General features: G+C 67.2%; 21 protein-coding genes and 1 pseudogene. 11 read left to right on the forward strand and 11 right to left on the reverse strand.

The features are described 5' to 3' along the window. Window positions 1–22 precede the first annotated feature (22 nt). From B9Y64_RS00560 to B9Y64_RS00570, 3 genes are all read left to right on the forward strand, one after another. Window positions 23–292, forward strand: coding sequence for a Trm112 family protein (locus tag B9Y64_RS00560; RefSeq protein WP_032128883.1), 270 nt, complete (start codon window positions 23–25; stop codon window positions 290–292). Next, a complete protein-coding gene (nadC, locus tag B9Y64_RS00565) occupies window positions 289–1,140 on the forward strand; it encodes a carboxylating nicotinate-nucleotide diphosphorylase (protein WP_100439070.1) in 852 nt (283 codons plus the stop codon). Before B9Y64_RS00560 ends, nadC begins: the two co-directional genes overlap by 4 nt. A gap of 123 nt (window positions 1,141–1,263) precedes the next feature. Further along, entirely contained in the window at window positions 1,264–2,253 is a 990-nt protein-coding gene (locus B9Y64_RS00570) for a DUF2272 domain-containing protein (RefSeq protein ID WP_100439071.1), read from the forward strand. A 292-nt stretch (window positions 2,254–2,545) separates the two neighbouring features. On the opposite strand, the pseudogene B9Y64_RS22200 reads toward B9Y64_RS00570, so the two are convergent. Then, a pseudogene (locus B9Y64_RS22200) lies at window positions 2,546–3,685 on the reverse strand (PhoPQ-activated protein PqaA family protein); the annotation flags it as partial. Window positions 3,686–3,896: 211 nt separating this feature from the next. Between B9Y64_RS22200 and B9Y64_RS00580 the strand changes: the two are divergent. Further along, entirely contained in the window at window positions 3,897–4,247 is a 351-nt protein-coding gene (locus B9Y64_RS00580) for a DUF3301 domain-containing protein (RefSeq protein WP_049436544.1), read from the forward strand. Between the two features lie 80 nt (window positions 4,248–4,327). On the opposite strand, the gene B9Y64_RS00585 is transcribed toward B9Y64_RS00580, so the two are convergent. The 7 genes from B9Y64_RS00585 to B9Y64_RS00615 all read right to left on the reverse strand — a co-directional run bounded on the left by B9Y64_RS00585 (window position 4,328) and on the right by B9Y64_RS00615 (window position 10,413). Then, window positions 4,328–4,780, reverse strand: a complete 453-nt coding sequence (locus tag B9Y64_RS00585) for a ClpXP protease specificity-enhancing factor (protein ID WP_100439073.1) — start codon at window positions 4,778–4,780, stop codon at window positions 4,328–4,330. An 84-nt stretch (window positions 4,781–4,864) separates the two neighbouring features. Further along, complete coding sequence (locus B9Y64_RS00590; protein ID WP_076739106.1) at window positions 4,865–5,500, reverse strand: glutathione S-transferase N-terminal domain-containing protein; 636 nt, start codon at window positions 5,498–5,500, stop codon at window positions 4,865–4,867. Between the two features lie 134 nt (window positions 5,501–5,634). Then, on the reverse strand, window positions 5,635–6,384 hold the full coding sequence (locus tag B9Y64_RS00595) for a cytochrome c1 (RefSeq protein WP_100439074.1): 750 nt from the start codon (window positions 6,382–6,384) through the stop codon (window positions 5,635–5,637). Next, a complete protein-coding gene (locus tag B9Y64_RS00600) occupies window positions 6,377–7,636 on the reverse strand; it encodes a cytochrome b (protein ID WP_100439075.1) in 1,260 nt (419 codons plus the stop codon). Before B9Y64_RS00600 ends, B9Y64_RS00595 begins: the two co-directional genes overlap by 8 nt. After that, window positions 7,636–8,256, reverse strand: coding sequence for a ubiquinol-cytochrome c reductase iron-sulfur subunit (gene petA, locus B9Y64_RS00605; RefSeq protein ID WP_004151998.1), 621 nt, complete (start codon window positions 8,254–8,256; stop codon window positions 7,636–7,638). The genes B9Y64_RS00600 and petA overlap by 1 nt, the downstream gene beginning before the upstream one ends. 218 nt (window positions 8,257–8,474) lie before the next feature. After that, entirely contained in the window at window positions 8,475–9,398 is a 924-nt protein-coding gene (locus tag B9Y64_RS00610; RefSeq protein ID WP_100439076.1) for a lytic transglycosylase domain-containing protein, read from the reverse strand. Between the two features lie 46 nt (window positions 9,399–9,444). Beyond that, window positions 9,445–10,413, reverse strand: coding sequence for a helix-turn-helix transcriptional regulator (locus B9Y64_RS00615; RefSeq protein ID WP_100439077.1), 969 nt, complete (start codon window positions 10,411–10,413; stop codon window positions 9,445–9,447). A gap of 80 nt (window positions 10,414–10,493) precedes the next feature. On the opposite strand from B9Y64_RS00615, the gene B9Y64_RS00620 reads away from it, so the two are divergent. Continuing rightward, window positions 10,494–11,114 (forward strand): glutathione S-transferase family protein, encoded by a 621-nt coding sequence (locus B9Y64_RS00620; RefSeq protein ID WP_100439078.1) that lies wholly within the window; start codon window positions 10,494–10,496, stop codon window positions 11,112–11,114. Between the two features lie 192 nt (window positions 11,115–11,306). Next, window positions 11,307–12,725, forward strand: a complete 1,419-nt coding sequence (gene miaB, locus B9Y64_RS00625; protein ID WP_100439079.1) for a tRNA (N6-isopentenyl adenosine(37)-C2)-methylthiotransferase MiaB — start codon at window positions 11,307–11,309, stop codon at window positions 12,723–12,725. A gap of 262 nt (window positions 12,726–12,987) precedes the next feature. Here miaB and B9Y64_RS00630 read toward each other — a convergent pair whose 3' ends face one another. From B9Y64_RS00630 to B9Y64_RS00640, 3 genes are read right to left on the reverse strand one after another with little or no spacing between them, the layout of a single operon-like run. Then, window positions 12,988–14,100 (reverse strand): ABC transporter permease, encoded by a 1,113-nt coding sequence (locus B9Y64_RS00630; protein WP_100439080.1) that lies wholly within the window; start codon window positions 14,098–14,100, stop codon window positions 12,988–12,990. Continuing rightward, window positions 14,097–15,020, reverse strand: a complete 924-nt coding sequence (locus B9Y64_RS00635) for an ABC transporter ATP-binding protein (RefSeq protein ID WP_100439081.1) — start codon at window positions 15,018–15,020, stop codon at window positions 14,097–14,099. The genes B9Y64_RS00630 and B9Y64_RS00635 overlap by 4 nt, the downstream gene beginning before the upstream one ends. Window positions 15,021–15,040: 20 nt before the next feature. After that, complete coding sequence (locus B9Y64_RS00640; RefSeq protein ID WP_100439082.1) at window positions 15,041–15,997, reverse strand: HlyD family secretion protein; 957 nt, start codon at window positions 15,995–15,997, stop codon at window positions 15,041–15,043. Window positions 15,998–16,393: 396 nt separating this feature from the next. Here B9Y64_RS00640 and B9Y64_RS00645 point away from each other — a divergent pair, with 396 nt between their 5' ends. The 5 genes from B9Y64_RS00645 to B9Y64_RS00665 all read left to right on the forward strand — a co-directional run bounded on the left by B9Y64_RS00645 (window position 16,394) and on the right by B9Y64_RS00665 (window position 20,740). After that, window positions 16,394–17,380 (forward strand): PhoH family protein, encoded by a 987-nt coding sequence (locus tag B9Y64_RS00645; protein WP_100439083.1) that lies wholly within the window; start codon window positions 16,394–16,396, stop codon window positions 17,378–17,380. After that, the gene (ybeY, locus tag B9Y64_RS00650) at window positions 17,377–17,862 is read left to right on the forward strand and encodes an rRNA maturation RNase YbeY (RefSeq protein WP_014036587.1); all 486 of its coding nucleotides are present in this window, start codon (window positions 17,377–17,379) and stop codon (window positions 17,860–17,862) included. Before B9Y64_RS00645 ends, ybeY begins: the two co-directional genes overlap by 4 nt. Before the next feature lie 106 nt (window positions 17,863–17,968). Next, window positions 17,969–18,535 (forward strand): hypothetical protein, encoded by a 567-nt coding sequence (locus tag B9Y64_RS00655; protein ID WP_100439869.1) that lies wholly within the window; start codon window positions 17,969–17,971, stop codon window positions 18,533–18,535. A gap of 64 nt (window positions 18,536–18,599) precedes the next feature. Next, entirely contained in the window at window positions 18,600–19,481 is an 882-nt protein-coding gene (locus tag B9Y64_RS00660; RefSeq protein WP_014036584.1) for an HlyC/CorC family transporter, read from the forward strand. 62 nt (window positions 19,482–19,543) lie between these two features. Then, window positions 19,544–20,740 carry a DUF4105 domain-containing protein gene (locus tag B9Y64_RS00665; protein ID WP_100439870.1) on the forward strand — a complete coding sequence of 399 codons (1,197 nt, stop codon included), beginning with the start codon at window positions 19,544–19,546 and terminating at the stop codon, window positions 20,738–20,740. Window position 20,741: the final 1 nt, after the last annotated feature.

Here is a 20,741-nt window from a genome sequence, read left to right on the forward strand (position 1 = left end):
CTTCCACGCAAGACGAAGAACCATGGATCGCAAGCTGCTCGACCTGCTGGTGTCGCCGGACACCCGCCAGCCCCTGTCCCTGCTGGATGGCAAGGGCCTGGAAGCCCTCAACAAGGCCATTTCCACCGGCGCGGTGAACAAGGCCGATGGCAACCCGCTGGCGCAGCCGCTGCGCGAAGCGCTGGTCACCCGTGACCGCAAGCAGGTGTTCCGCGTCGACGACGGCATCCCGGTACTGTTGGCCGAGGAAGCCATCCCGACCGCCCAGATCGCTGACTTCCCGGCCGCATGAGCACGCTGCCGACGCCGGATGCGGCCCTGGTCGCCGCCGATGTCGCGCGTGCGCTGGCCGAGGACCTCGGCAGCGGCGACGTCACTGCCGCCCTGCTGCCCGACCAGGCCGACAGCGCCTACCTGCTGTGCAAGCAGGATGCGGTGATCGCCGGGCGCCCCTGGTTTGACGCCACCCATCGCGCGCTCGATCCCGAAGTGCGCATTGAATGGCGCATCTCCGAAGGCGATGCCGTCACCGCCGGCACCGTGCTGGCCCTGCTGCATGGACACAGCCGCAGCCTGGTCAGCGCCGAGCGCACCTCGCTCAATTTCCTGCAGACGCTGTCCGGTACGGCGACCACCACCGCCCGCTACGTGGCGGCAGTGGCCGGTACCGGCACGCGCATCCTCGACACCCGCAAGACCCTGCCCGGCCTGCGCCTGGCACAGAAGTACGCGGTGCGCTGCGGTGGCGGCGAGAACCACCGCTTCGGCCTGTACGACACGGTGATGCTGAAGGAGAACCACATCCGCGCCGCCGGTTCGCTGGCCGCGGCGGTGGCCGCCGCACGCCGGCAGTGGCCCGCGCTGCCGCTGGTGGTCGAGGTGGAAGACCTGGCACAGCTGCGCCAGGCGCTCGAAGCCGGTTGCGAACGCATCCTGCTGGACGACTTCAGTCCCGACCTGCGCCGCGAGGCGGTGCGCATCACCGCCGGCCGCATTCCCCTGGAAGTCTCCGGCAGCGTCGGCCTGGGTGGCCTGCGCTCGATCGCCGAGGATGGCGTCGACTGCATCTCCATCGGTGGCCTGACCAAGCACGTGCAGGCGATCGATCTTTCGTTGAAGCTGGGCCCGCCGCCGGGTTGAGGCCGATGCCGGTGTCCTGGGGTCAGATCCCTTTTCCAGCGGAAAAGGAATCTGACCCCGTCCTCACACCCGGCGTTCACGACTGCACTGCGACGCTGCGGCCATCCCCCACAGGAGCCGCGCATGCGCCGGATGCTCTTGCCTGCCTGGCTGCTGCTCGCGGCAGCCCCCCTGTCCGCCGCAGCCGCTGAAGCCTGCGATGTACCGCCCCGCTTCGGCCTGAGCCCATTGGCGGTGGCCATCCGCAATACCGCCTGCAACGAGCACCGGCTGTGGTTCCGCCCCTTCATCGATCGCGATGGCCGCGCCGCCAGCCTCAGCGTCACCGAAGCCGAAAGCGATCACCTGGCCGACAACGGGCTGATCGCCTGGCAGCGCGTGGCCGGCTACTGGCGCAACAGCGGCACGCTCAACGCGATGGGCAGCATCGCCGGCGCCAGCAGCTGCCTGGCACCGCTGGGCACGCGCTACACCGACAGCGACTGCCGCGCCTTCCTGGTCGACAACCCGTGGTCGGCCGCTTTCATTTCCTGGGTGATGGTGCAGGCCCGCGTTCCCGGCTTCAACACGTCGCCGAGGCACATCGACTACATCCGTGCGGCGTACCAAGGCGGCCCCTCGGGCGTGCCTTACCGGCTGGTCGACCCGGCCACGGCCAAACCCGCACCAGGCGATCTGCTGTGCTTCCTGCGCGACCGCAGCAGCACGCTCAGCTACAACGGGCTGGTGCAGGCGCTGGGCAATGGATCGGTGGGCCACTGGAAATCACATTGCGAAGTGGTGGTCGCCGCCAATCTCGGCGGCGACCAGACCCTGTACCTCGTGGGTGGCAATGTGATGAACACGGTGGCGATGCGGCTGCTGCCGCTGGACCGCACCGGATTGATCAAGCTGCCACCAGCGCGCGAACGCAACAGCACCGGCATCGACCCCAGCTGCACGCCGGGGCGCGAGGACGAATGCAGCTTCAACCGCCAGGACTGGGCGGCCCTGCTGCAACTGACCGCGACCGCGCCAACACCGAGCGCGCCGCCCATGCCGCCTCCCCCGCTTTCCGCGCCCCCCGACTCCCCGCAGCCGGTTCCGTCGCAGGTTCCGTCGCCGGTCCGCTGAGTGACACTTCCGGCACCAACCGGCAGGCACCCGCACCTTCAGCTGGAGGCTGCAGTGGGAAGCGATCCTGCGGCAGCACCTGCACCGGCGTGGTCGCGACCAGTCCATCGGCATAGTGGAGCTCCACGAATGTGGCAGTCCATCCCTGTGCCGGAACCTCCAGGCCCACCTCCAGCACCTGGCTGTCGCCCAGTGAAAGCGGGCGTGCCACATAGTCAATTCCGCAGGCATGGCGGAAATCACGCCCTCGTGCATTGTGTGCCTGCCACATCACCGCACGTTGTGGCCGCTCGCTTTCAAGCCCCCGTACCTGCAGTACCCCCTGGTCTGCCTGCCAGTGCGCCTGCACCTGCGGCAACGCACCGCCTCTGCGCCAGCGATGCAGCGCAGGGGCCAGCGACTCCAGCACAAAGCGACGGATCCCACCGTGGTCGCTGTTGGGTGCGACGCGCAGCGTAGTCTGCCCCGGCAGTGCATCCAGGTAGAACCGCGCAGCATCGGGCGGGAAGAAGTCATCGCCACTGGCATTCACCAGCAGCTTCGGCAGCGCCAGGCGCGTGGCAAGCGGTCCGACCAGATAGGTGTAGGGATCGACGATCTCCATCAATCCGGCGAATGCATCATCACCGATCATCCCGGTGATGCCATGCTCGAAGTAGGGACGCAGCGCGATCGGCCAGCGCCCTGCATGGATCTGCCGGATATGCGGGAGCAATGCCTGCCAGTGCATGTCGATCGCGAACGGTGCAAGGTGGCTGATCCGCTCGTCAACCAGTGGCAACAGCCAACTGGCCCAGGCCCGCTTGGAGGCACCGGTCGCGATGTAGGACGGGCGCAGATCCGCCGGCAGTTCCTGGTCCGCCAGGTCCAACGCTCGAATGGCCGCTTCGGCCATGGGCACATGCAATGGCCAGTGTGCGTGCGTCGCCGGCTCATCCAGGTAGCGCCGCCAGGTGGCGGCGGCCAGATCATCCTCCACGCGCAACCTGCCGTCGCCTGGCAGCGATATCGCCTGCGACGGCACATCGGCGATGGAAACAACAGCCATGCCCAGCGTACGCACCAGGGTTTCCAGAACATCCATCGGCAGATCGTCCGGGGCACGGGGTGGCTTGCCGTCGGAGCCATGGATCACGCCATTGTTGATGACCAGCAAGGCCGGACCTGGCTGGGGTACATCGGGCTGCAGCAGTTCGACCCGATGCCGCCAGGATGCACTCCCAGTGGCATGCGGCCATTGCTGCGACTGCAGGATGAAGCTGCGCCGCTGTCCGCCGTCGAAGTCCGTACTACCGAGCAGGTGATACACCAGCGGTTGTGCTGATTGTGCCTCCCGGTATCCGGGCCAGACCTGAGAGGGATCGTGCACGCCCCTTGCCAGGCCACTCGCCGGAATCAGAACACCCAACACCAGCCAGATGAATGCCCGCATAGGACGCCCGCCCCAAGAGAGGAAAGTACTGATGCTGCCTGCAAATGCATACCTGATCGAGAGTCGATGGCGTCAACTCCGCTCTGGAGGTCACGGTGATCGCTTTGCCCCCCTCCCGCGTGGAATCCGGCAGGTACGAACCCATCAGCATGCTTGATCTACCGCAGGATCACCGCCATCTTTGCGGGATCGACCTCTGACGGCTGACGCCATGCCTACCCTGCTGCTGTTGCTGATTGCCGGCGGAATCATCTATTTCTTCTGGAACGCCGCACGCTCGGCCGCAGAGCGCGCCGTTGAGCTGGGCCGCAACGCCTGCCGCGCCGCCGATGTGCAATGGCTGGACCAGGCGGTGCACGCCACCGGCCTGCGCCTGTCGCGCGGCGAAGATGGCCGGCTCGGTTTCGAGCGCACCTTCAAGTTCGAGTATTCCTACGATGGCATCGATCGCCATGTGGGTCGCATGGTGCTGCGTGGCGACCAGCTGATCTCGTTCACCGGCCCCGGTGCGGCGCGGATCAGCCAGATCCGGCCGGATGTGGACGATGCCGAGGATGTGTAAGGGCCAAGGGCGTGCCGACCAACGGTCGGCACCCCTGGGTGCCTGAAAGCGTGCCGACCACCAACGGTCGGCACCTATCGTTATTTGACCACGCGCAGGTTCGGGCGGCCCTTGGGCGGCGGACTGGCCGGCGGCGTATCGTCCGGCGGCGTGCCGTCCTCATGCAGTAGTTCGTCGCTGGCCGGTGCGGTTTCGCTGCCCGGAATGTCATCCGGCAGCGCCATGCCCTGCCCGGTCTCGCGGGCGTAGACAGCCAGCACGGCACTGATCGGCACCTGCACCGGGTAGCTGGTTCCGGAGAAGCGGGCCGAGAAGCTCACCATCTCGTTGTCGATCATCAGCCGCACGACGGCGCGTTCGGCGATGTTGAGCACGACCCGGCCATCCTTGACCGCCGAAGGCGGGACCTGCACGCCGGGGACGCCGGCGTCGACCAGGATGTGCGGGGTCAGCTGGTTGTCGTTGATCCATTCCACCAGCGCCCGCAGCAGGTACGGGCGGTGGCTGGTCATGTGGAAGTAGTCTTCGGTCATGCGTGAAGTGTACGCGCCCGGCGCCCTGCCGGGGCGGATCGCCTGCACGCGGGTAGGCGTGCAGACGGGTAAACCACGGCCGGATCAGACCGGCAGGTCGCGCAGTTTCCTTTCCTGGTCGGTCAGGCTGCGGACAAAACCCGGATGGCGGAAGATACGGTTGCCATAGTCCTCGATCGCCTTGCCATCCTTCGGCAGCGGCACATCCAGCGACTGCAGGCGCCAGATGATCGGCGCCATCGCGCAGTCGGCCAGGCTCATTTCCGGGTTGAGGAAGAACTTGCTGGCCTTGAACAGCGGCAGCGAGGCGGTCAGCAGTTCCTTCAGCCGCTTGCGCCCAGCCTCGGCCTGGGTCTTGTTGCCCAGCTGGATGGCCTGCACCTGCGGCACCCAGTCGTGCTCGATGCGCAGCATCGCCAGGCGGATGCGCGCACGCGACAGCGGATCGACCGGCATCAGCGGCGGGTGCGGATAGCGCTCATCCAGGTATTCACTGACCACCGAGGCGGCGTACAGCACCAGCTCGCGCTCGACCAGGGTCGGTACCGAATGGTACGGATTGAGATCGATCAGGTCTTCAGGCGGGTTCTGCGGATCGACCGGTACGAAGTCGAAGGTAACGCCCTTGGCCGCCAGGACCAGGCGTACACGGTGGCACAGTACGTCGTCGTTCGAGGAAAACAGCGTCAGTGTATTGCGCATGCGTACGCTCGCCGCCATCAAAGGCTCTCCCACGACAGGAGACCGCCTGCCGCATCGGCGCCGCCGGCACCGTGCCAGCGATCGACTACTCCCCGAGTGTGCAACCGACCATCACAAAAGCCAATAGGCCCGTGCGATGGCCGGCGGCAGAATCAGTGAACGTCCTTCCAGTATTCCTTCTTCAACAGGTACAGCAGGAAGGTCAGCAGGGCCAGGAACAGGATCACCCACACGCCCAGCTGCTGGCGCTTGAGTGCGGCCGGTTCGCCGGCGTATTCAAGGAAGTTGGTGATGTCCCGCACCGCCTGGTCGTACTGCCCGGCATCCACCGAACCGGGCGTTTCAATGCGCAGGCCGGTCACCGGCGGGTCCATGCCCGGTGCTTCGGGCTTGCCATGCACGGCATGCTGCAGGCCCTGCATCTCCCACAGCGGGTTGGGCATGGAAGCATTGGCAAACAATGCGTTGTTCCAGCCCAGTGGCCGGCTGGTGTCCAGGTAGAACGACTTGAGATAGGTGTAGACCCAGTCGCTGCCTCGTACCCGCGCGATCAGGCTCAGGTCCGGCGGCATCTTGCCGAACCACTTCTCGGCGTTCTCCTTGGGCATCGCCACCGGGATCGGGTCGCCGATCGCCGAGCCGGTGAAGTTGAGGTTGTTCATCACCTCTTCTTCGGTCAGGCCCAGGTCCTGCGCCATCCGCGAATAGCGCAGGTACTTCAGCGCATGACAGCCGGAGCAGTAGTTCATGTACAGCTGCGCGCCGCGCTGCAGCGACGCGCGGTCACCGAGGTCGTTGCCGGCCTGCAGCAGCTTGGTGCCGCCCTCGGCGGCGGAGGCCAGGAAACTGCCCAGCATCAGGGTGGCCGCCAGGGCCAGCCGGACCATCCAGCGCTCAGTCATGCGTGGTCACCCTCTCCGGTACCGGCTTGGTCTTGTCCAACCTTGTCCATAGCGGCATGGTGATGAAGAACGCGAAGTACAGGAAGGTCAGCACCCGCCCGATGTAGGTCTCATGCACGTCGGTGCCCGGGCCGGAACCAATCACGCCCAGCCACACGAAGCACACCGCCAGCACGCCCAGCATCACCTTCGAGATCCAGCCGCGGTAGCGCACCGACTTCACCCTGGCCTTGTCCAGCCACGGCACCAGGAACAGGATCGCAATGGCCGAGAACATCACCAGCACGCCACCGAGCTTGTTCGGCACCACGCGCAACATCGCGTAGTAAGGCGTGTAGTACCAGACCGGCTTGATGTGCTCCGGCGTCACCAGGCGGTTGGCCTCGGTGAAGTTGTCGTGCTCCAGGAACAGGCCGCCGAAGCCCGGTGCGAAGAAGATGATGAAGGCGGCAATGATCAGCAGGAAGCCGGCGCCGACGCCATCCTTGAGCGTGTAGTACGGGTGGAACGGAATGCCGTCGGCCGGCGCGTTCGGCGACCAGCGGTTGCCCTTCGGCCCCTTCTTGATCTCCACGCCATCCGGGTTGTTCGACCCCACTTCGTGCAGCGCGCCCAGGTGCAGCACCACCAGCAACAGCAGCACCAGGGGCAGTGCGATGACGTGCAGTGCGAAGAACCGGTTGAGCGTGGCGTCACTGGGCAGGTAGTCGCCCATGATCCATTCGGTCAGGCCGTTGCCGATCACCGGTATCGCACCGAACAGCGAGATGATCACCTTGGCGCCCCAGAACGACATCTGGCCCCACGGCAGCACGTAGCCCATGAAGGCTTCGGCCATCAGCACCAGGTAGATCAGCATGCCCAGGATCCAGACCAGCTCGCGCGGCTTCTGGTAGCTGCCGTACAACAGGCCGCGGAACATGTGCAGGTAGACCACGATGAAGAACAGCGAGGCACCGGTGGAGTGCATGTAGCGGATCAGCCAGCCCCACTCCACATCACGCATGATGTATTCGATGGAGCCGAACGCCTCGGCGGCGTTGGTCTTGTAGTGCATCGTCAGGAAGATGCCGGTGACGATCTGGTTGACCAGCACCAGCAGTGCCAGCGAACCGAAGTAGTACCAGATGTTGAAGTTCTTCGGCGCGTAGTACTCGGTGACGTGCTTGCGGTAGACCGGCATCAGGCCCGGCGCGCGGGCATTGACCCAGTCGGCCACGCCGCTGGCGGTACGGCTGAGGATATTGGACATCAGGCAGCCCCCTGCGGATCGACACCGATGATGATGGTGTTGTCGTCCTGGTAGTGGTGCGCGGGCACCTTCAGGTTGATCGGCGCCGGCACGTCCTTGAAGACGCGGCCGGACATGTCGAAGCGCGACTTGTGGCAGGGGCAGAAGTAGCCGCCCTTCCACTGCGGGTCATAGGGTTCGGGCCGGATCTCGGCGACCATTTCCGGCGAGCAGCCCAGATGCGTGCACAGGCCGACCAGCACGGAGATGTCCGGTTTGATCGAGCGCAGCTCGGGGTTCTGCTTCAGCACATAGTCCGGCTGCTGGTCCTTCTCGCCGGACTCGGGATCCTTGAGGCGGCCATCCAGCCCGTGCAGCGCATCCAGGATCGCCTTGGACCGCTTGACGATCCAGATCGGCTGGCCACGCCATTCCACGATCAGGCGTTGGCCTTCCTGCAGGGCGCTGATGTCGGCCACCACCGGCGCGCCGGCAAGTTTGGCACGCGCACTGGGGTTCCAGGATTTGATGAAAGGAACAGCGGTGAATCCGACGCCGACGGCGCCCACCACAGCAGTGGTGGCTGAAAGAAAACGCCGACGTCCGGTGTTGACTGGATCGTGTACCCCATCGTTGGCCATCCGGCACTCCGATATTGATTAGGTAGCTTTAAGGCTGCCAGCGGATCCGGTGGGGGCCAGAGCCGCATTGAATCATGGGCGAGTGTAGCGGAACCGTCGCGCGCCACACAACGCATTGCAACAACTCTTTCAAAGGCGTGCCGACTAACAGTCGGCACCTACCCGTTCAAGGGTGTGCCGACCAACGGTCGGCACCCACCACCGGCAGTCACCGGCACCTACTGGTGACTCAGGGCGGTGCGGTAACGCTCGGCCAGCTGCCCGACCCGGCGCACGTAGTACTGGGTCTCGCTGTAGGGCGGCACGCCACCGTGGCGGTCGACCGCGCCTTCGCCAGCGTTGTAGCCGGCCGCCGCCAGGGTCAGGTCGCCATTGAAGCGCTTCAGCAGCCACGCAAGATACTGCACGCCACCGCGGATGTTCTGCCCGGCATCGTAGGAATCACTGACCCCGAAGCGGGCCGCGGTTGGCGGCATCAGCTGCATCAGGCCCTGCGCGCCGGCACGGCTGAGCGCGGTCGGGTTGTAGGCCGACTCGGCGTGGATGATGGCGCGCACCACGGCTTCATCGACGCCGAACTCGCGCGCGGCCGAGGTGATCTCGGTCTGGAACGCGGTGGTGTTCAAGCGCACCGAACCGAAGTCCACGCGCGGGTTGACGCCGCAGGCGTAGCAGCGCTCCATGAAACTGTAGCGGATGGTACGCACCGGGCCGAGGTTGGCCACCTGGGTCGGCCGCGCACTGGTGTAGTGGCGTACGCCATCCTTCATGAAGGAATAGACCTGGCCGCTGACCATGCGCCCACTGCGCGAGGCGACCGGCGGCGTGGGTACGGCGGCGGGTGCCGGTGCCGATGGGAGCACAGCTGCCGGTGCCGCAGCGCTGGCCGCCACCGCCACCGGGTTGCGCTCGATGCTGGCCACGGTGGTCGGCGCCGGCTTCGGCGCGGCCACGACCGGGCGCGGCGCAGGGCGGATGTCGCGACTGTAGCTGATGGCACTGCAGCGGGCCCCGGCCACGCGCTTGCTGACATAGCTGGTGACCCCGTCGGCGCCCTGGCACTTGAACAGGGTGCCCGCGCTGGCCGGCGCAGCGGTCAGCGCAGCGATGATGATCGCCGTTGTCCCCAGTATCCCCTTCATGCCGGCGAGTGTCCCAGCTTCGCCGGGGCTTGCCAAGCGACGCGGCTCAGCCTGTGACCGGCGGCACAGCCAGCACCTGGCCCAATCCGGCCAGGCGCTGGGCCAGTTCGCCACGCAGGCCCGGCGGCGTGGTCCACAACGCCACCGGCACCCGGTCCAGGCTGAGGATCTGCGCCAGCATCATGCCGCGGCTCTCGGCGCCCATGCGCAGCAGGCAATGGTCGGGGCCATCAGCCTCCAGCACACCACACCACGGCGGGATGCGGCCTTCCAGCTCGGCGCGGCTGCCGGCCAGGCGGACGATGGCCTGCAGCGCGAACGGGGCCTGGCTGACCGCCTGCCGCACCATCACATCCGGCGGTGCGGGCGTGCGGCGATGCATGCCCGGCTCGGAGCATTCACGCACCGCACCCATCCGGTCCACGCGCAGGGTGCGCCAGTCCTGCCGCCCCAGGTCCCAGGCCAGCAGGTACCAGCGCCGCCCGTAGTTGACCAGGTGCTGCGCCTCGACCTCGCGCTGGGTCACCGCCTCCTGCGCGCTGCGGTATTCGAAGGCCAGCCGTGACGCCTGCCGGCAGTGCTGGGCCAGCCGTCCGAGCAGGCGTGCGTCGGTGGATGGCAGGTCGGACAGGGTGGCCGTCGCGGCATGCACTTCGCCGGCCTGCTGGCGGCGACGGGTCGGCACCAGCGGGTCGAGCTTGGACAACAGGCCACGGGCGGTGTCATCGATACCGGCAACGGTGGCCGAGGCCGCGCGCAGGGCGATGGCCAGGGTGGTCGCCTCCTCCTCGTCCAGCAGCATCGGCAGTACCGGTGCCCCTGCCCCCAACTGGTAGCCGCCCCCCACTCCCGACGAGGCCTGCACCGGATAGCCCAGTTCGCGCAGGCGCTCGATATCACGGCGGATGCTGCGCCGGTCCACGCCCATCCGCTCGGCCAGTTCAGCGCCGGACCACTGGCGGCGGGCCTGCAGCAGGGCGATCAGGCGCAGCAGTCGATGGGCGGTATGGCGCATGAAAGATCGAGGACAGAAGTCGTCCGCAATAGTGCCCCAGGATGGCGTCCAGTTCACCACCCACCGCAAGGAGCAATGCCATGACGTCCCGCCAGATCACCCTGTACCACGCCGCCCGTTCCCGCTCGAGCGGCGCCGTGGCCCTGCTCGAAGCGCTGGGTGCCGACTACCGCATGCAGGTGCTGGACCTGAAGGCCGGCGCCAACCTGGCCCCGGCCTACCTGGCCATCAACCCGATGGGCAAGGTGCCGGCGATCGTGCACAACGGCGCGCTGGTGACCGAGCAGGTGGCGATCTACCTGTACCTGGCCGACCTCTATCCGGAAGCCGGGCTGGCACCGCCGATCGGCGACGCCCTGCGCGGGCCCTACCTGCGCTGGATGGCCTTCTACGGCGCCTGTTTCGAGCCGGCGATGATCGACAAGGCCATGCACCGCGAGCCGCCGCCGCGCCTGATGTCGCCCTACAACGATGCCGAGACCGTGCTGCAGGTGATCGAGGCCCAGCTGGAACGGGGGCCGTACCTGCTCGGCGAGGTCATGAGCGCCGCGGATGTGCTGTGGGGCAATGCGCTGAAATGGACCAGCGAGTTCGGCCTGGTGCAGCCGGCGCCGGCGACGGCGGCCTACATCGCACGGATGAGTGCGATGACCGCGTTTGATCGTTCGCGGCAGATCGACGCGGAGCTGGCGGCGGCGTAAGCGGGTTTCAGTAGGTCCACGCCATGCGTGGATGGACCTGTCCGCCGCGCCCAGGGGACAGAACGCAGCCAGGCATGGCCTGGCTCTACTGAAACCAGCCGAGCGCGGGCCCGGCGCCACTGGGGCGCGGCGGGCGGCACGGGATGCGGGTAGAATTGCCCGCTTTCCCGCCACCCGAATGGATTAAGCGCCATGACCGGGACGCCAGACGTCTTTCCGCCCGCCACGCCGGGCGGTACCCCGCTCGTTGCCCTGCCCGCTGGTCCGCGCAAGCCCGACCAGGTCAAGGGCAAGCTGTACATCAAGACCCACGGTTGCCAGATGAACGAGTACGACTCGGCCAAGATGGCCGACGTGCTTGCCGCCAGCGATGGCCTGGAACTGACCGACAGCCCGGACGACGCCGACGTCATCCTGGTCAACACCTGCTCCATCCGCGAGAAGGCGCAGGAGAAGGTGTTCAGCCAGCTGGGCGTGTGGAAGGGCCTGAAGAACAAGGGCCGTGAAGTCATCATCGGCGTGGGCGGCTGCGTCGCCTCGCAGGAAGGCGAGGCAATCATCAAGCGCGCGCCGTTCGTGGACCTGGTGTTCGGCCCGCAGACCCTGCACCGCCTGCCGGAACTGATCCGCGCACGGCGCGAGCAGAAGCGCCCGCAGGTGGACATCAGCTTCCCCGAGATCGAGAAGTTCGACCGCCTGCCCGAGCCGCGCGCCGACGGTGCCTCGGCGTTCGTGTCGATCATGGAAGGCTGCTCGAAGTACTGCTCGTTCTGCGTGGTGCCCTACACCCGCGGCACCGAAGTCAGCCGCCCCTTCGAGGACGTGGTGGTGGAAGTGGCGCAACTGGCCGCGCAGGGCGTGCGCGAAATCAACCTGCTCGGCCAGAACGTCAATGCCTACCGCGGCCCGTATGGTGATGGCGAATTCGCCGACCTCGGCCTGCTGATCCGCACCATCGCCGAGATCGACGGCGTGGGCCGCATCCGCTTCACCACTTCGCATCCGCTGGAGTTCAGCGATTCGCTGATCGATGCGTTCCGCGATGTGCCGCAGCTGGCCAACTTCCTGCACCTGCCGGTACAGGCCGGCAGCGACCGCGTGCTGTCGGCGATGAAGCGCGGCTACACCGCGCTGGAATTCAAGTCGAAGATCCGCAAGCTGCGCGCGGTGCGCCCGGACATCTCGATCAGCTCGGATTTCATCGTCGGTTTCCCCGGCGAGACCTATGCCGACTTCGAGAAGACCATGAAGCTGATCGAGGACATCGGCTTCGACCACAGCTTCTCCTTCATCTATTCGCGTCGCCCGGGCACCCCGGCCGCGGACCTGGAGGACACGATCAGCGATGCCGAGAAGCACGCACGCCTGTCGCGCCTGCAGGAACGCATCAACGCCCATGCCGCCGGCATCTCCGAAAGGATGGTCGGCACCGTGCAGACCGTGCTGGTGGAAGGGCCCTCGCGCAAGAACCCGAACGAACTGACCGGCAAGACCGAGAACATGCGGTCGGTGAACTTCCCGGCGCCGGCACGTCTGATCGGCCAGTTCGTGGACGTGGTGATCACCGAAGCACTGACCAATTCGCTGCGCGCGCGGGTGGTGGCGGAGTAAGGATGGGGTGTGCCGACCAACGGTCGGCACCCACCGGGGTAGATGCCGGCCAACGGTCGGCACCCACCGGGATAGATGCCGGCCAACGGTCGGCACCCACCGGGATAGATGCCGACCAACGGTCGGCACCCACCGGGATAGATGCCGACCAACGGTCGGCACCCACCGGGATAGATGCCGGCCAACGGTCGGCGCCCACCGGGGTAGATGCCGACCGTTGGTCGGCATTCATTGGTAGATGCCGACCGTTGGTCGGCATTCACTAATCCAGCCGCTTGCGGAAGCGCAGGATCGCCAGGGTCATCATCACCACGATGAAGGCCAGCAGCGCCAGCGCATCCGACCACAACTCCCACAGCGAGGCGCCGCGCAGCATGATGCCGCGCACCAGGCGCAGGAAGTGGGTCAGTGGCAGCACCTCGGCCAGCCACTGCACCGGCCTCGGCATGCCGGCGAACGGGAACATGAAGCCCGACAGCAGGATCGACGGCAGGAACAGGAACAGGGTCATCTGCATCGCCTGGAACTGCGAGCGCGCGCGCGTGGAAATCAGCAGGCCCAGCGCCAGGTTGGCCAGCACCAGCAGTACCGCGGCCAGGTAGATGTCCAGCAGGCTGCCGCGGATCGGCACCTGGAACAGCCAGGTACCCAGCACCAGCACCAGCGTGGTCTGCAGCAGGCCGATGGCTGCATAGGGCAGCACCTTGCCGACCATCAGTTCACTGCGCGACACCGGCGTGGCGATGAGCAGCTCCATGTTGCCGCGCTCGCGTTCCCGCACCACCGCCACCGCCGTGAACATCACCAGGGTCATGGTCAGGATCACCCCGATCAGGCCCGGCACGATGTTCACTGCCGAGCGCCGCTGCGGGTTGTAGAAGCTGATCACACTGACCGGACCACTGGCGATGCTGCCCTCGCGCAGCGGCCGCGTGTTGCTGGTCGGGCGCGTATCCAACGGCACCTGCGCCAGCTGGATCGCCGCGCTCTGCACCACGGTGTCGCTGCCATCGACCAGCACCTGCACCGCCTCGCGACCATCGAAGCGGCGACGCTCGAAGTCGGCCGGTACCACGATGCCGACACTGATCTCACCACGGCGCAGCGCCTGCATCAGCTGGTCCGGCGTGTAGGCCTCGCTGCGCGGCGTGATCACGCCGGTGGCCACCATGTCCTGCACCAGCGCGCGCGAGGCGGCGCTGTTGGCCTGGTCGGCGATACCCGCATCGAGATGGCGCAGGTTGAGGTTGATCGCATACCCGAACAGCAACAGCTGCATCACCGGGATGCCGACGATCATCGCCAGCGTGATGCGGTCGCGGCGCAGCTGCCGCAGCTCCTTGAGCATGATCGCCCACAGCCGGCGCAGGTTCATGCCGCCGGCTCCCGGCCGCGGCCACGGGTGGCGGCCACGAACACGTCTTCCAGGTTCGGCGCCACCGTCTCGATGCGGGCCTGCGGATCAGCGCCGGCCAGCGCACGGCCCAGCACGGCGACATCTGCCGCTCCCTCATTGCACAGCACGCGCAGATGGGTGCCGATCTGCGCCACGCTGAGCACGCCGGGCAGATCGGCCAGTGCGCGGCTGGCCAGGCGCGGCTGCGACGCGGTGACCTGCAGCGTACGCCCTTCCAATCGTGCGCAGAGCTCAGCTGGCGTGCCATCGGCCACCAGCGCGCCACGATCGAGTATCGCCAACCGATGGCAGCGCTCGGCTTCGTCCATGTAGTGGGTCGACACCAGCACCGTGGTTCCTGCGTCGGCCAGCTCGAACAGGGCCTCCCAGAAATCGCGGCGCGATTCCGGATCGACCGCGCTGGTCGGCTCGTCCAGGAACAGGAGCTCGGGCGCGTGCACGACAGCGCCCGCCAGGGCGAGGCGCTGCTTCTGCCCTCCACTGAGCGTGCCGGCCAGCTGCGGCTGCCGGTCCTGCAGACGGTACTGCTGCAGCAAGGCGTCCACCCGCTGCCCGGCCTGCGCACGCGGCAGGTCCTGGATGGCGGCGAGGAACTCCAGGTTTTCGCGTACCGACAGGTCTTCATACAACGAGAAGCGCTGGGTCATGTAGCCGATGCGCCGGCGCAATGCCTCGGCCTGCTCCGGTACCGCCAGGCCCAGTACCTCGATCTGCCCCGCGCTGGGTTCCAGCAGGCCGCACAGCATGCGGATGGTGGTCGACTTTCCGGATCCATTGGGGCCCAGGAAGCCATACACCTGCCCGCGCGGCACGGTCAGGTCGACATTGTCCACGGCGACCAGGCCGCCGAAGCGACGGGTCAGGCCCTGGGCATGCACCGCGATGTCGTCGCCGGCGTTCAGAAGCGCACCCGCACCGGCAGCCCGGCCGGAAGCTTCTGCATGTCGGTGGCCGTGTCCACTTCGATCTCGGCGAGGTAGCTCAGGCGCTCGACGTCGTCGCCCGTCAGTGCGTAGTACGGGGTGAATGAAGGTTCGCTGCGGATCGCGCGCACATGTCCCTTCAGCACGGCACTGCCCCCTTCCAGCTGTATCTGCGCAGCCTGCCCGACCTTGACCTGCAGGCGCAGCGGCTGCGGCAGGTAGACGCGCGCATAGGGGCGTTCGCCGACCAGCATCACCGCCAGTGGCGCCCCGATCGGCGCCTGGTCACCCTGCCGGTAGGGCAAGGCATCGACCACGCCATCGCGCGGCGCGCGCAATTGCAGCTTCTGCAGGTTGACCCCCTGCACCACCTGCTGCGCCTGTGCGGCGTCGGCCGCCGCCTGGCCCTGGGCGATGTCCTGCGCGCGGCTGCCATGCACCAGCTCCAGCCAGGCCTGCTCGGCGGCCCGCACGCTGGCCTCGGCATTGCCGGCGGCAGCCCGTGCGCGGTCCAGCTCGGCGGCGGCGATCAGGCGCTGGCGCGCCAGCGGCTGCACCCGCCGGTAGTAGGCACTGGCTTCGGACGACTGCGCGCGCAACGCGGCCAGCTGTGCCTGGGCCTGCGCGATCTGTTCCTGTCGCGGGCCGATCTTCAGCTCTTCCAGCTGAGCCTGCGCGCGCACCGTGTCGGCCTGCGCTGCGGCGAACTGCGCGTCACCGCGGGCCGGGTCGAGCTGCATCAACACCGCTCCGGCCTTGACCTGCTGGCCCTCACGCACCTCTACCGTGGCGATCACTTCGGCCGCCGGTGCCGGCACCGTGATCCGGTCCCACTCCAGCGTGCCCAGCGCAGTCGGCGTTGACTGCCCGCACCCCGCCAACAGGCCGATGCCCGCCAATCCGATTCCACGCATCCCGTTGCCGATGCCCATGCCATCCCCTCCTGCGACGGCGTCACGGTGCCATGCGCCCTGTGCACCCGCAATGATCCCGATCAGCCCTGACGATTTTTTCACCACGCAGCAGCGAGGCCCATGCCACAAGGCTCCGCACCACCTATCCACAGGTTCGCTGCAACACCGTCCACATCGCATGTGGAGAACCCTTTCACGCCTGGCCATATTTTCACCACGGCATCATCTTCCTTGTGGCACAAGCGCTGCGAAGGACTATCCACAGCTTTCCGCAACGGCGGTCCACACCCGGTGTGGAAAACCGCCTGGCGCCACACTGTTCCGATGCGCGCGCTGGCCGCATGCCCGGCACGCGCGTAACCTTGTCATCCCGAGTCCATCGCGGTGGACGGCGAACCCGCCCCACCCAGAGCAATGAAAAGCATCGAGCATCGAGACTTCACCCTGTCGCCGGAAGACAACGAGCGACTGGCCAACCTGTGCGGCCCCTTCGATGGCCACCTGCGCCAGATCGAGCTGAAGCTCGGTGTGGAGATCGCCAATCGCGGCTTCGTGTTCCGCATCAGCGGGCCCGGCGAGGCGATTGTGGAAGCGCAGAAGCTGGTTGAAGCACTGTACGCCGAAGCCGGCGAGACCGTTTTCGACAACCATGCCATCCACCTGCGCCTGGCGCAGGCCAACGTCGAGCAGATCGCCGAACGCTCCTACGAAGCGCAGGAGGTGGCGATCAAGGTCAGGCGCGGAACCGTGCGCGGCCGCGGTGCCAACCAGGGCCGCTACCTGCACCAGATCGCCACGCATGACATCAACTTCGGCATCGGCCCGGCCGGTACCGGCAAGACCTTCCTGGCTGTGGCCAGCGCAGTCGAAGCACTGAACGAATCGCGGGTGCAGCGCCTGATCCTGGTGCGCCCGGCGGTGGAAGCCGGCGAGAAGCTGGGCTTCCTGCCCGGCGACCTGAGCCAGAAGGTCGATCCCTACCTGCGACCGCTGTACGACGCCCTGTACGAGATGATGGGCGTGGAGAAGGTGGTCAAGCTGCTGGAGAAGAATGTCATCGAGATCGCACCGCTGGCCTACATGCGCGGCCGCACGCTCAACGATGCCTTCGTGATCCTGGACGAAGCACAGAACACCACCATCGAGCAGATGAAGATGTTCCTGACCCGCCTGGGCTACGGCTCCACCGCAGTGGTCACCGGCGACCTGACCCAGACCGACCTGCCCAAGCATGTGAAGTCCGGCCTGCGCGATGCCATCGACGTGCTGCGCGAGGTCGAGGGTGTCAGCTTCACCTTCTTCGAATCCCGCGACGTGGTCCGTCATCCGCTGGTGGCGCGCATCGTCAGCGCCTACGACCGTCGCGACCTGCATCAGATCCAACCTGGAGCAACTCCATGACCCGTGGTCCCGTGCGACTGGACGTCGCCGTCAGTTATGCGCTGCCGCGTACCGGCCTGCCGGCGGCGGTGAGTTTCCGCAAGTGGGTGGCCGCTGCGCTGAAAGGCCGCATCCGCGAGGCCGACCTGGCCATCCGCGTGGTCGATGCCAAGGAAGGACAGTCGCTGAACCGCCATTACCGTGGCAAGGACTACGCCACCAACGTGCTCAGCTTCCCGGCCGAAGTGCCCGAAGGCCTGCCCAAGGGCGTCAAGTTCCCGCTGCTGGGCGACCTGGTGATCTGCGCACCGGTGGTGGCCCGGGAGGCCGATGAACAGGGCAAGGCGCTCAACGCCCACTACGCGCACCTGACCGTGCACGGCGTGCTGCACCTGCTCGGCTGGGACCACGAGGACGACAAGGAAGCCGACGCGATGGAACAGCTGGAGCGCGAGATCCTGGCCGAGCTCGGCATCGCCGATCCCTACGCCGGCGAGCGCTGAGGGCTGCAGAGCCGAGCCCACGCCCGGCTGCAATGCATCGCCCCCGCAAACCTGCCCGAAATGCAGCCGAGCACGGGCTCGGCGCTACAACGGAAACCTCTTCGTGCTGCTGCGTATTGCCCTGCCCCTGCTGCTCGCCGCGTCTGCCCCGGCCGCTGCCCTGGACCTGCCGGCCCTGATCGAATGCCGCCAGGGCGTGGCCGAGCAGGCCGCGCTGGCACCCCTGCTGGCTGATCCACTGAAGGCCGTTGCCCAGGGCCTGCAGCCGCTGCCGCAGGGCAACCAGTTCATGAGCGAGTACCGGCTGGCGCAGCCGATCAGCGTGTTCGGTGCCCGCACCGAGCGGGTTGCCGTGGCCGGCTCCAGCGTCATGGCGATCCTCGACCAGGCCGACCCACGGCCGCTGGCCAGGCAGCTGGGGCTGGAGACCGGCTACGACCAGGATGGCAAGTTCATGGCCGGCCGCGAGCTGGTCAGCCGCGACGTGACCGACCCGAAGACCGGCGAGGCCCAGATCGAGTCGATCATCCTCAGCGTCTCCACCGTGGCCTCCCATCCCGGCAAAACCCTGGCCGGCTGCACCTACAGCCTGGACCTGCCCGAAGAAGAAGCGCCCGCCCGGCCTGAACTGGCCCCGCCGCCGATCACCGGACCGGGCAGCGACGGTCACTGACAGGCCGCCACATCCTGCTAGACTTGGGCCAACGCCCGGCTTGCCGGGTGCCCTTTTTCCAGAGATGTCAGAAGACGACAGTAGTAGCTCCGCACAGGAGCCCAGTGAAAAGAAGCGCGGCTGGCTTGAACGCCTGACTTCCGCCTTCTCCGGCGAACCCCATACCCGCGACGAGCTGGTCGCTGTCCTGCACACCGCGCAGGAAGAGGGCCTGATCGCCGCCGATACCCTGAAGATGATGGAAGGCGCCATTTCGGTGGCCGAGCTGACCGTGGGCGACGTGATGATCTCGCGCTCGCAGATGGTCTCGCTGCCGGTCGAAGCGCCCTTCCTGGAACTGATGAAGCAGGTGGTCGAATCCGGCCATTCGCGCTTCCCGGTGCACGGCGAGAACAAGGACGACATCCTTGGCATTCTGCTGGCCAAGGACCTGCTGCGCGGCGTGGTCGCCGACAACGGCCCGGCCAACGTGCGCGAACTGCTGCGCCCGGCGGTGCTGATCCCCGAGGCGAAGAAGCTCAACGTGCTGCTGAAGGAGTTCCGCCTGTCACGCAACCACATGGCCATCGTGGTCGATGAGTACGGCGGTGTCGCCGGCCTGGTCACCATCGAGGACGTGCTGGAACAGATCGTCGGCGAGATCGATGACGAGCATGACGAAGCCGAGGATCCGTCGGCGCAGATCGCCATCCAGTCCGACGGCCAGTACGTGGTCGACGCGCTGACCCCGATCGGCGACTTCAACGAGCGTTTCGGCGCGACATTCTCCGACGAGGACTACGACACCATCGGTGGCCTGGTCACCGAGGCCGTGGGCCATCTGCCGGAAGTCGGCGATGAGCTGGCGCTGGACCGCTTCATGTTCCGCGTGGCCCGCGCCGATGCGCGCCGGGTGCAGGCCTTCCACGTGACCGTGCTGCCGCCGGACGCGCAGGACGACGCTTGAAGCGCGGCGGCCCCCTCCTGGCACTGCGCCTGACGGTGTGGCTGGCACTGTACGTGCTGGCCATGGCCCTGCCGCTGGCCGCCTTCGCGCAGCCGGCGGCGGCCATGCCCGCTGCCGCCAACGCCGAGACCGAGGCCCCGGCCCCGCGCATCGGTGTGGTGACCATGCAACCGGGCACCGTGTTCTTCGAGCGCTTCGGCCATGACGCCATCGTCGTGATCGATCCGGCCAGCGGCGAAGCGACCTCGTACAACTTCGGCTACTTCGATCCATCCGAGGACGACTTCATCAGCCGCTTCGTACGTGGCGACATGATGTATTACCTGGTGGCGCTGCCGCTCCAGCAGGACCTGTCGTACTACGACGAGACCGGCCGTGGCGCCAGCGTGCAGTGGCTGGACCTGCGCCCCGACCAGGCGCGTGCACTGGCCGCCGACCTGGCCGAGCGGGCCAAGCCCGAAAACGCGCGCTACCACTACGACTACTACACCGCCAACTGCGCCACGATGGTGCGCGACACGGTGGACAAGGCGCTGGGTGGCGGCCTGCAGTCGCAGCTGTCGGGGCGCTCGCGTGGCAATACCTACCGCAGCGAGTCGGTACGCCTGGCCTCGCCCGCACCCTGGATGTGGCTGGGCTTCGATGTCGGCCTCGGTCCGTTCGCCGACCAGCCGCTGTCCCGCTGGCAGGAAGCCTTCGTACCGATGCGCCTGGCCGACGCGCTGCGCCAGGCGCGCAACAGCGACGGCCGGCCACTGGTGCAGTCCGAACAGGAACTGCTGCCGCACCGCATCGACCCGGAGCCGAAGGAATTCGCGCGCCGCTGGTGGCCGTGGCTGCTGCTGGGGCTGATCGTTGCCGGCGGCATACTGGCGCTGCGCCACCGCCCGCGCCTGCTGGCCGGGCTGGCCCTGCCGTTCTGGCTGCTGTGCGCCATCGCCGGCAGCCTGCTGGTGTTCCTGTGGGGCTTCAGCACCCACTACGCCGCCTGGGCCAACCGCAACCTGCTGCTGCTTTCGCCGCTGGCCGTGCTGCTTCTGCCGGGTGCGATCTCGCTGCTGCGCCGGCGCGTGCCGGGCCGCATGTCCAGGGTCGTGCTGTGGCTGCTGGCGGTGCAGGCCGTGGCGGCGCTGGTGCTGCACTGGCTGAGCCTGCAGGCACAGTACAACGTGCAGTGGATCGTGCTGCTGCTGCCCGTGCACGCAGCACTGGCATGGGTACTGGGCCGCCGTCCTCACTTGTCGGAAACACGGCACTGAC

Source organism: Stenotrophomonas maltophilia (assembly GCF_002799245.1).
Taxonomy (GTDB): Bacteria; Pseudomonadota; Gammaproteobacteria; order Xanthomonadales; family Xanthomonadaceae; genus Stenotrophomonas; species Stenotrophomonas maltophilia_S.

Bases quoted from the DNA above. Each gene is read 5' to 3' on its own strand.
- B9Y64_RS00640 (WP_100439082.1), bottom strand. From the start codon at position 15,997: ATGGGCATCGGCAACGGGATGCGTGGAATCGGATTGGCGGGCATCGGC.
- B9Y64_RS00570 (WP_100439071.1), top strand. From the start codon at position 1,264: ATGCGCCGGATGCTCTTGCCTGCCTGGCTGCTGCTCGCGGCAGCCCCC.
- B9Y64_RS00645 (WP_100439083.1), top strand. From the start codon at position 16,394: ATGAAAAGCATCGAGCATCGAGACTTCACCCTGTCGCCGGAAGACAAC.
- B9Y64_RS00600 (WP_100439075.1), bottom strand. From the start codon at position 7,636: ATGTCCAATATCCTCAGCCGTACCGCCAGCGGCGTGGCCGACTGGGTC.
- B9Y64_RS00590 (WP_076739106.1), bottom strand. From the start codon at position 5,500: ATGGCGGCGAGCGTACGCATGCGCAATACACTGACGCTGTTTTCCTCG.
- B9Y64_RS00620 (WP_100439078.1), top strand. From the start codon at position 10,494: ATGACGTCCCGCCAGATCACCCTGTACCACGCCGCCCGTTCCCGCTCG.
- nadC (WP_100439070.1), top strand. From the start codon at position 289: ATGAGCACGCTGCCGACGCCGGATGCGGCCCTGGTCGCCGCCGATGTC.
- miaB (WP_100439079.1), top strand. From the start codon at position 11,307: ATGACCGGGACGCCAGACGTCTTTCCGCCCGCCACGCCGGGCGGTACC.
- B9Y64_RS00610 (WP_100439076.1), bottom strand. From the start codon at position 9,398: ATGAAGGGGATACTGGGGACAACGGCGATCATCATCGCTGCGCTGACC.
- ybeY (WP_014036587.1), top strand. From the start codon at position 17,377: ATGACCCGTGGTCCCGTGCGACTGGACGTCGCCGTCAGTTATGCGCTG.
- B9Y64_RS00660 (WP_014036584.1), top strand. From the start codon at position 18,600: ATGTCAGAAGACGACAGTAGTAGCTCCGCACAGGAGCCCAGTGAAAAG.
- B9Y64_RS00595 (WP_100439074.1), bottom strand. From the start codon at position 6,384: ATGACTGAGCGCTGGATGGTCCGGCTGGCCCTGGCGGCCACCCTGATG.
- B9Y64_RS00580 (WP_049436544.1), top strand. From the start codon at position 3,897: ATGCCTACCCTGCTGCTGTTGCTGATTGCCGGCGGAATCATCTATTTC.
- B9Y64_RS00615 (WP_100439077.1), bottom strand. From the start codon at position 10,413: ATGCGCCATACCGCCCATCGACTGCTGCGCCTGATCGCCCTGCTGCAG.
- B9Y64_RS00585 (WP_100439073.1), bottom strand. From the start codon at position 4,780: ATGACCGAAGACTACTTCCACATGACCAGCCACCGCCCGTACCTGCTG.
- B9Y64_RS00630 (WP_100439080.1), bottom strand. From the start codon at position 14,100: ATGAACCTGCGCCGGCTGTGGGCGATCATGCTCAAGGAGCTGCGGCAG.
- B9Y64_RS00560 (WP_032128883.1), top strand. From the start codon at position 23: ATGGATCGCAAGCTGCTCGACCTGCTGGTGTCGCCGGACACCCGCCAG.
- B9Y64_RS00665 (WP_100439870.1), top strand. From the start codon at position 19,544: ATGGCCCTGCCGCTGGCCGCCTTCGCGCAGCCGGCGGCGGCCATGCCC.
- petA (WP_004151998.1), bottom strand. From the start codon at position 8,256: ATGGCCAACGATGGGGTACACGATCCAGTCAACACCGGACGTCGGCGT.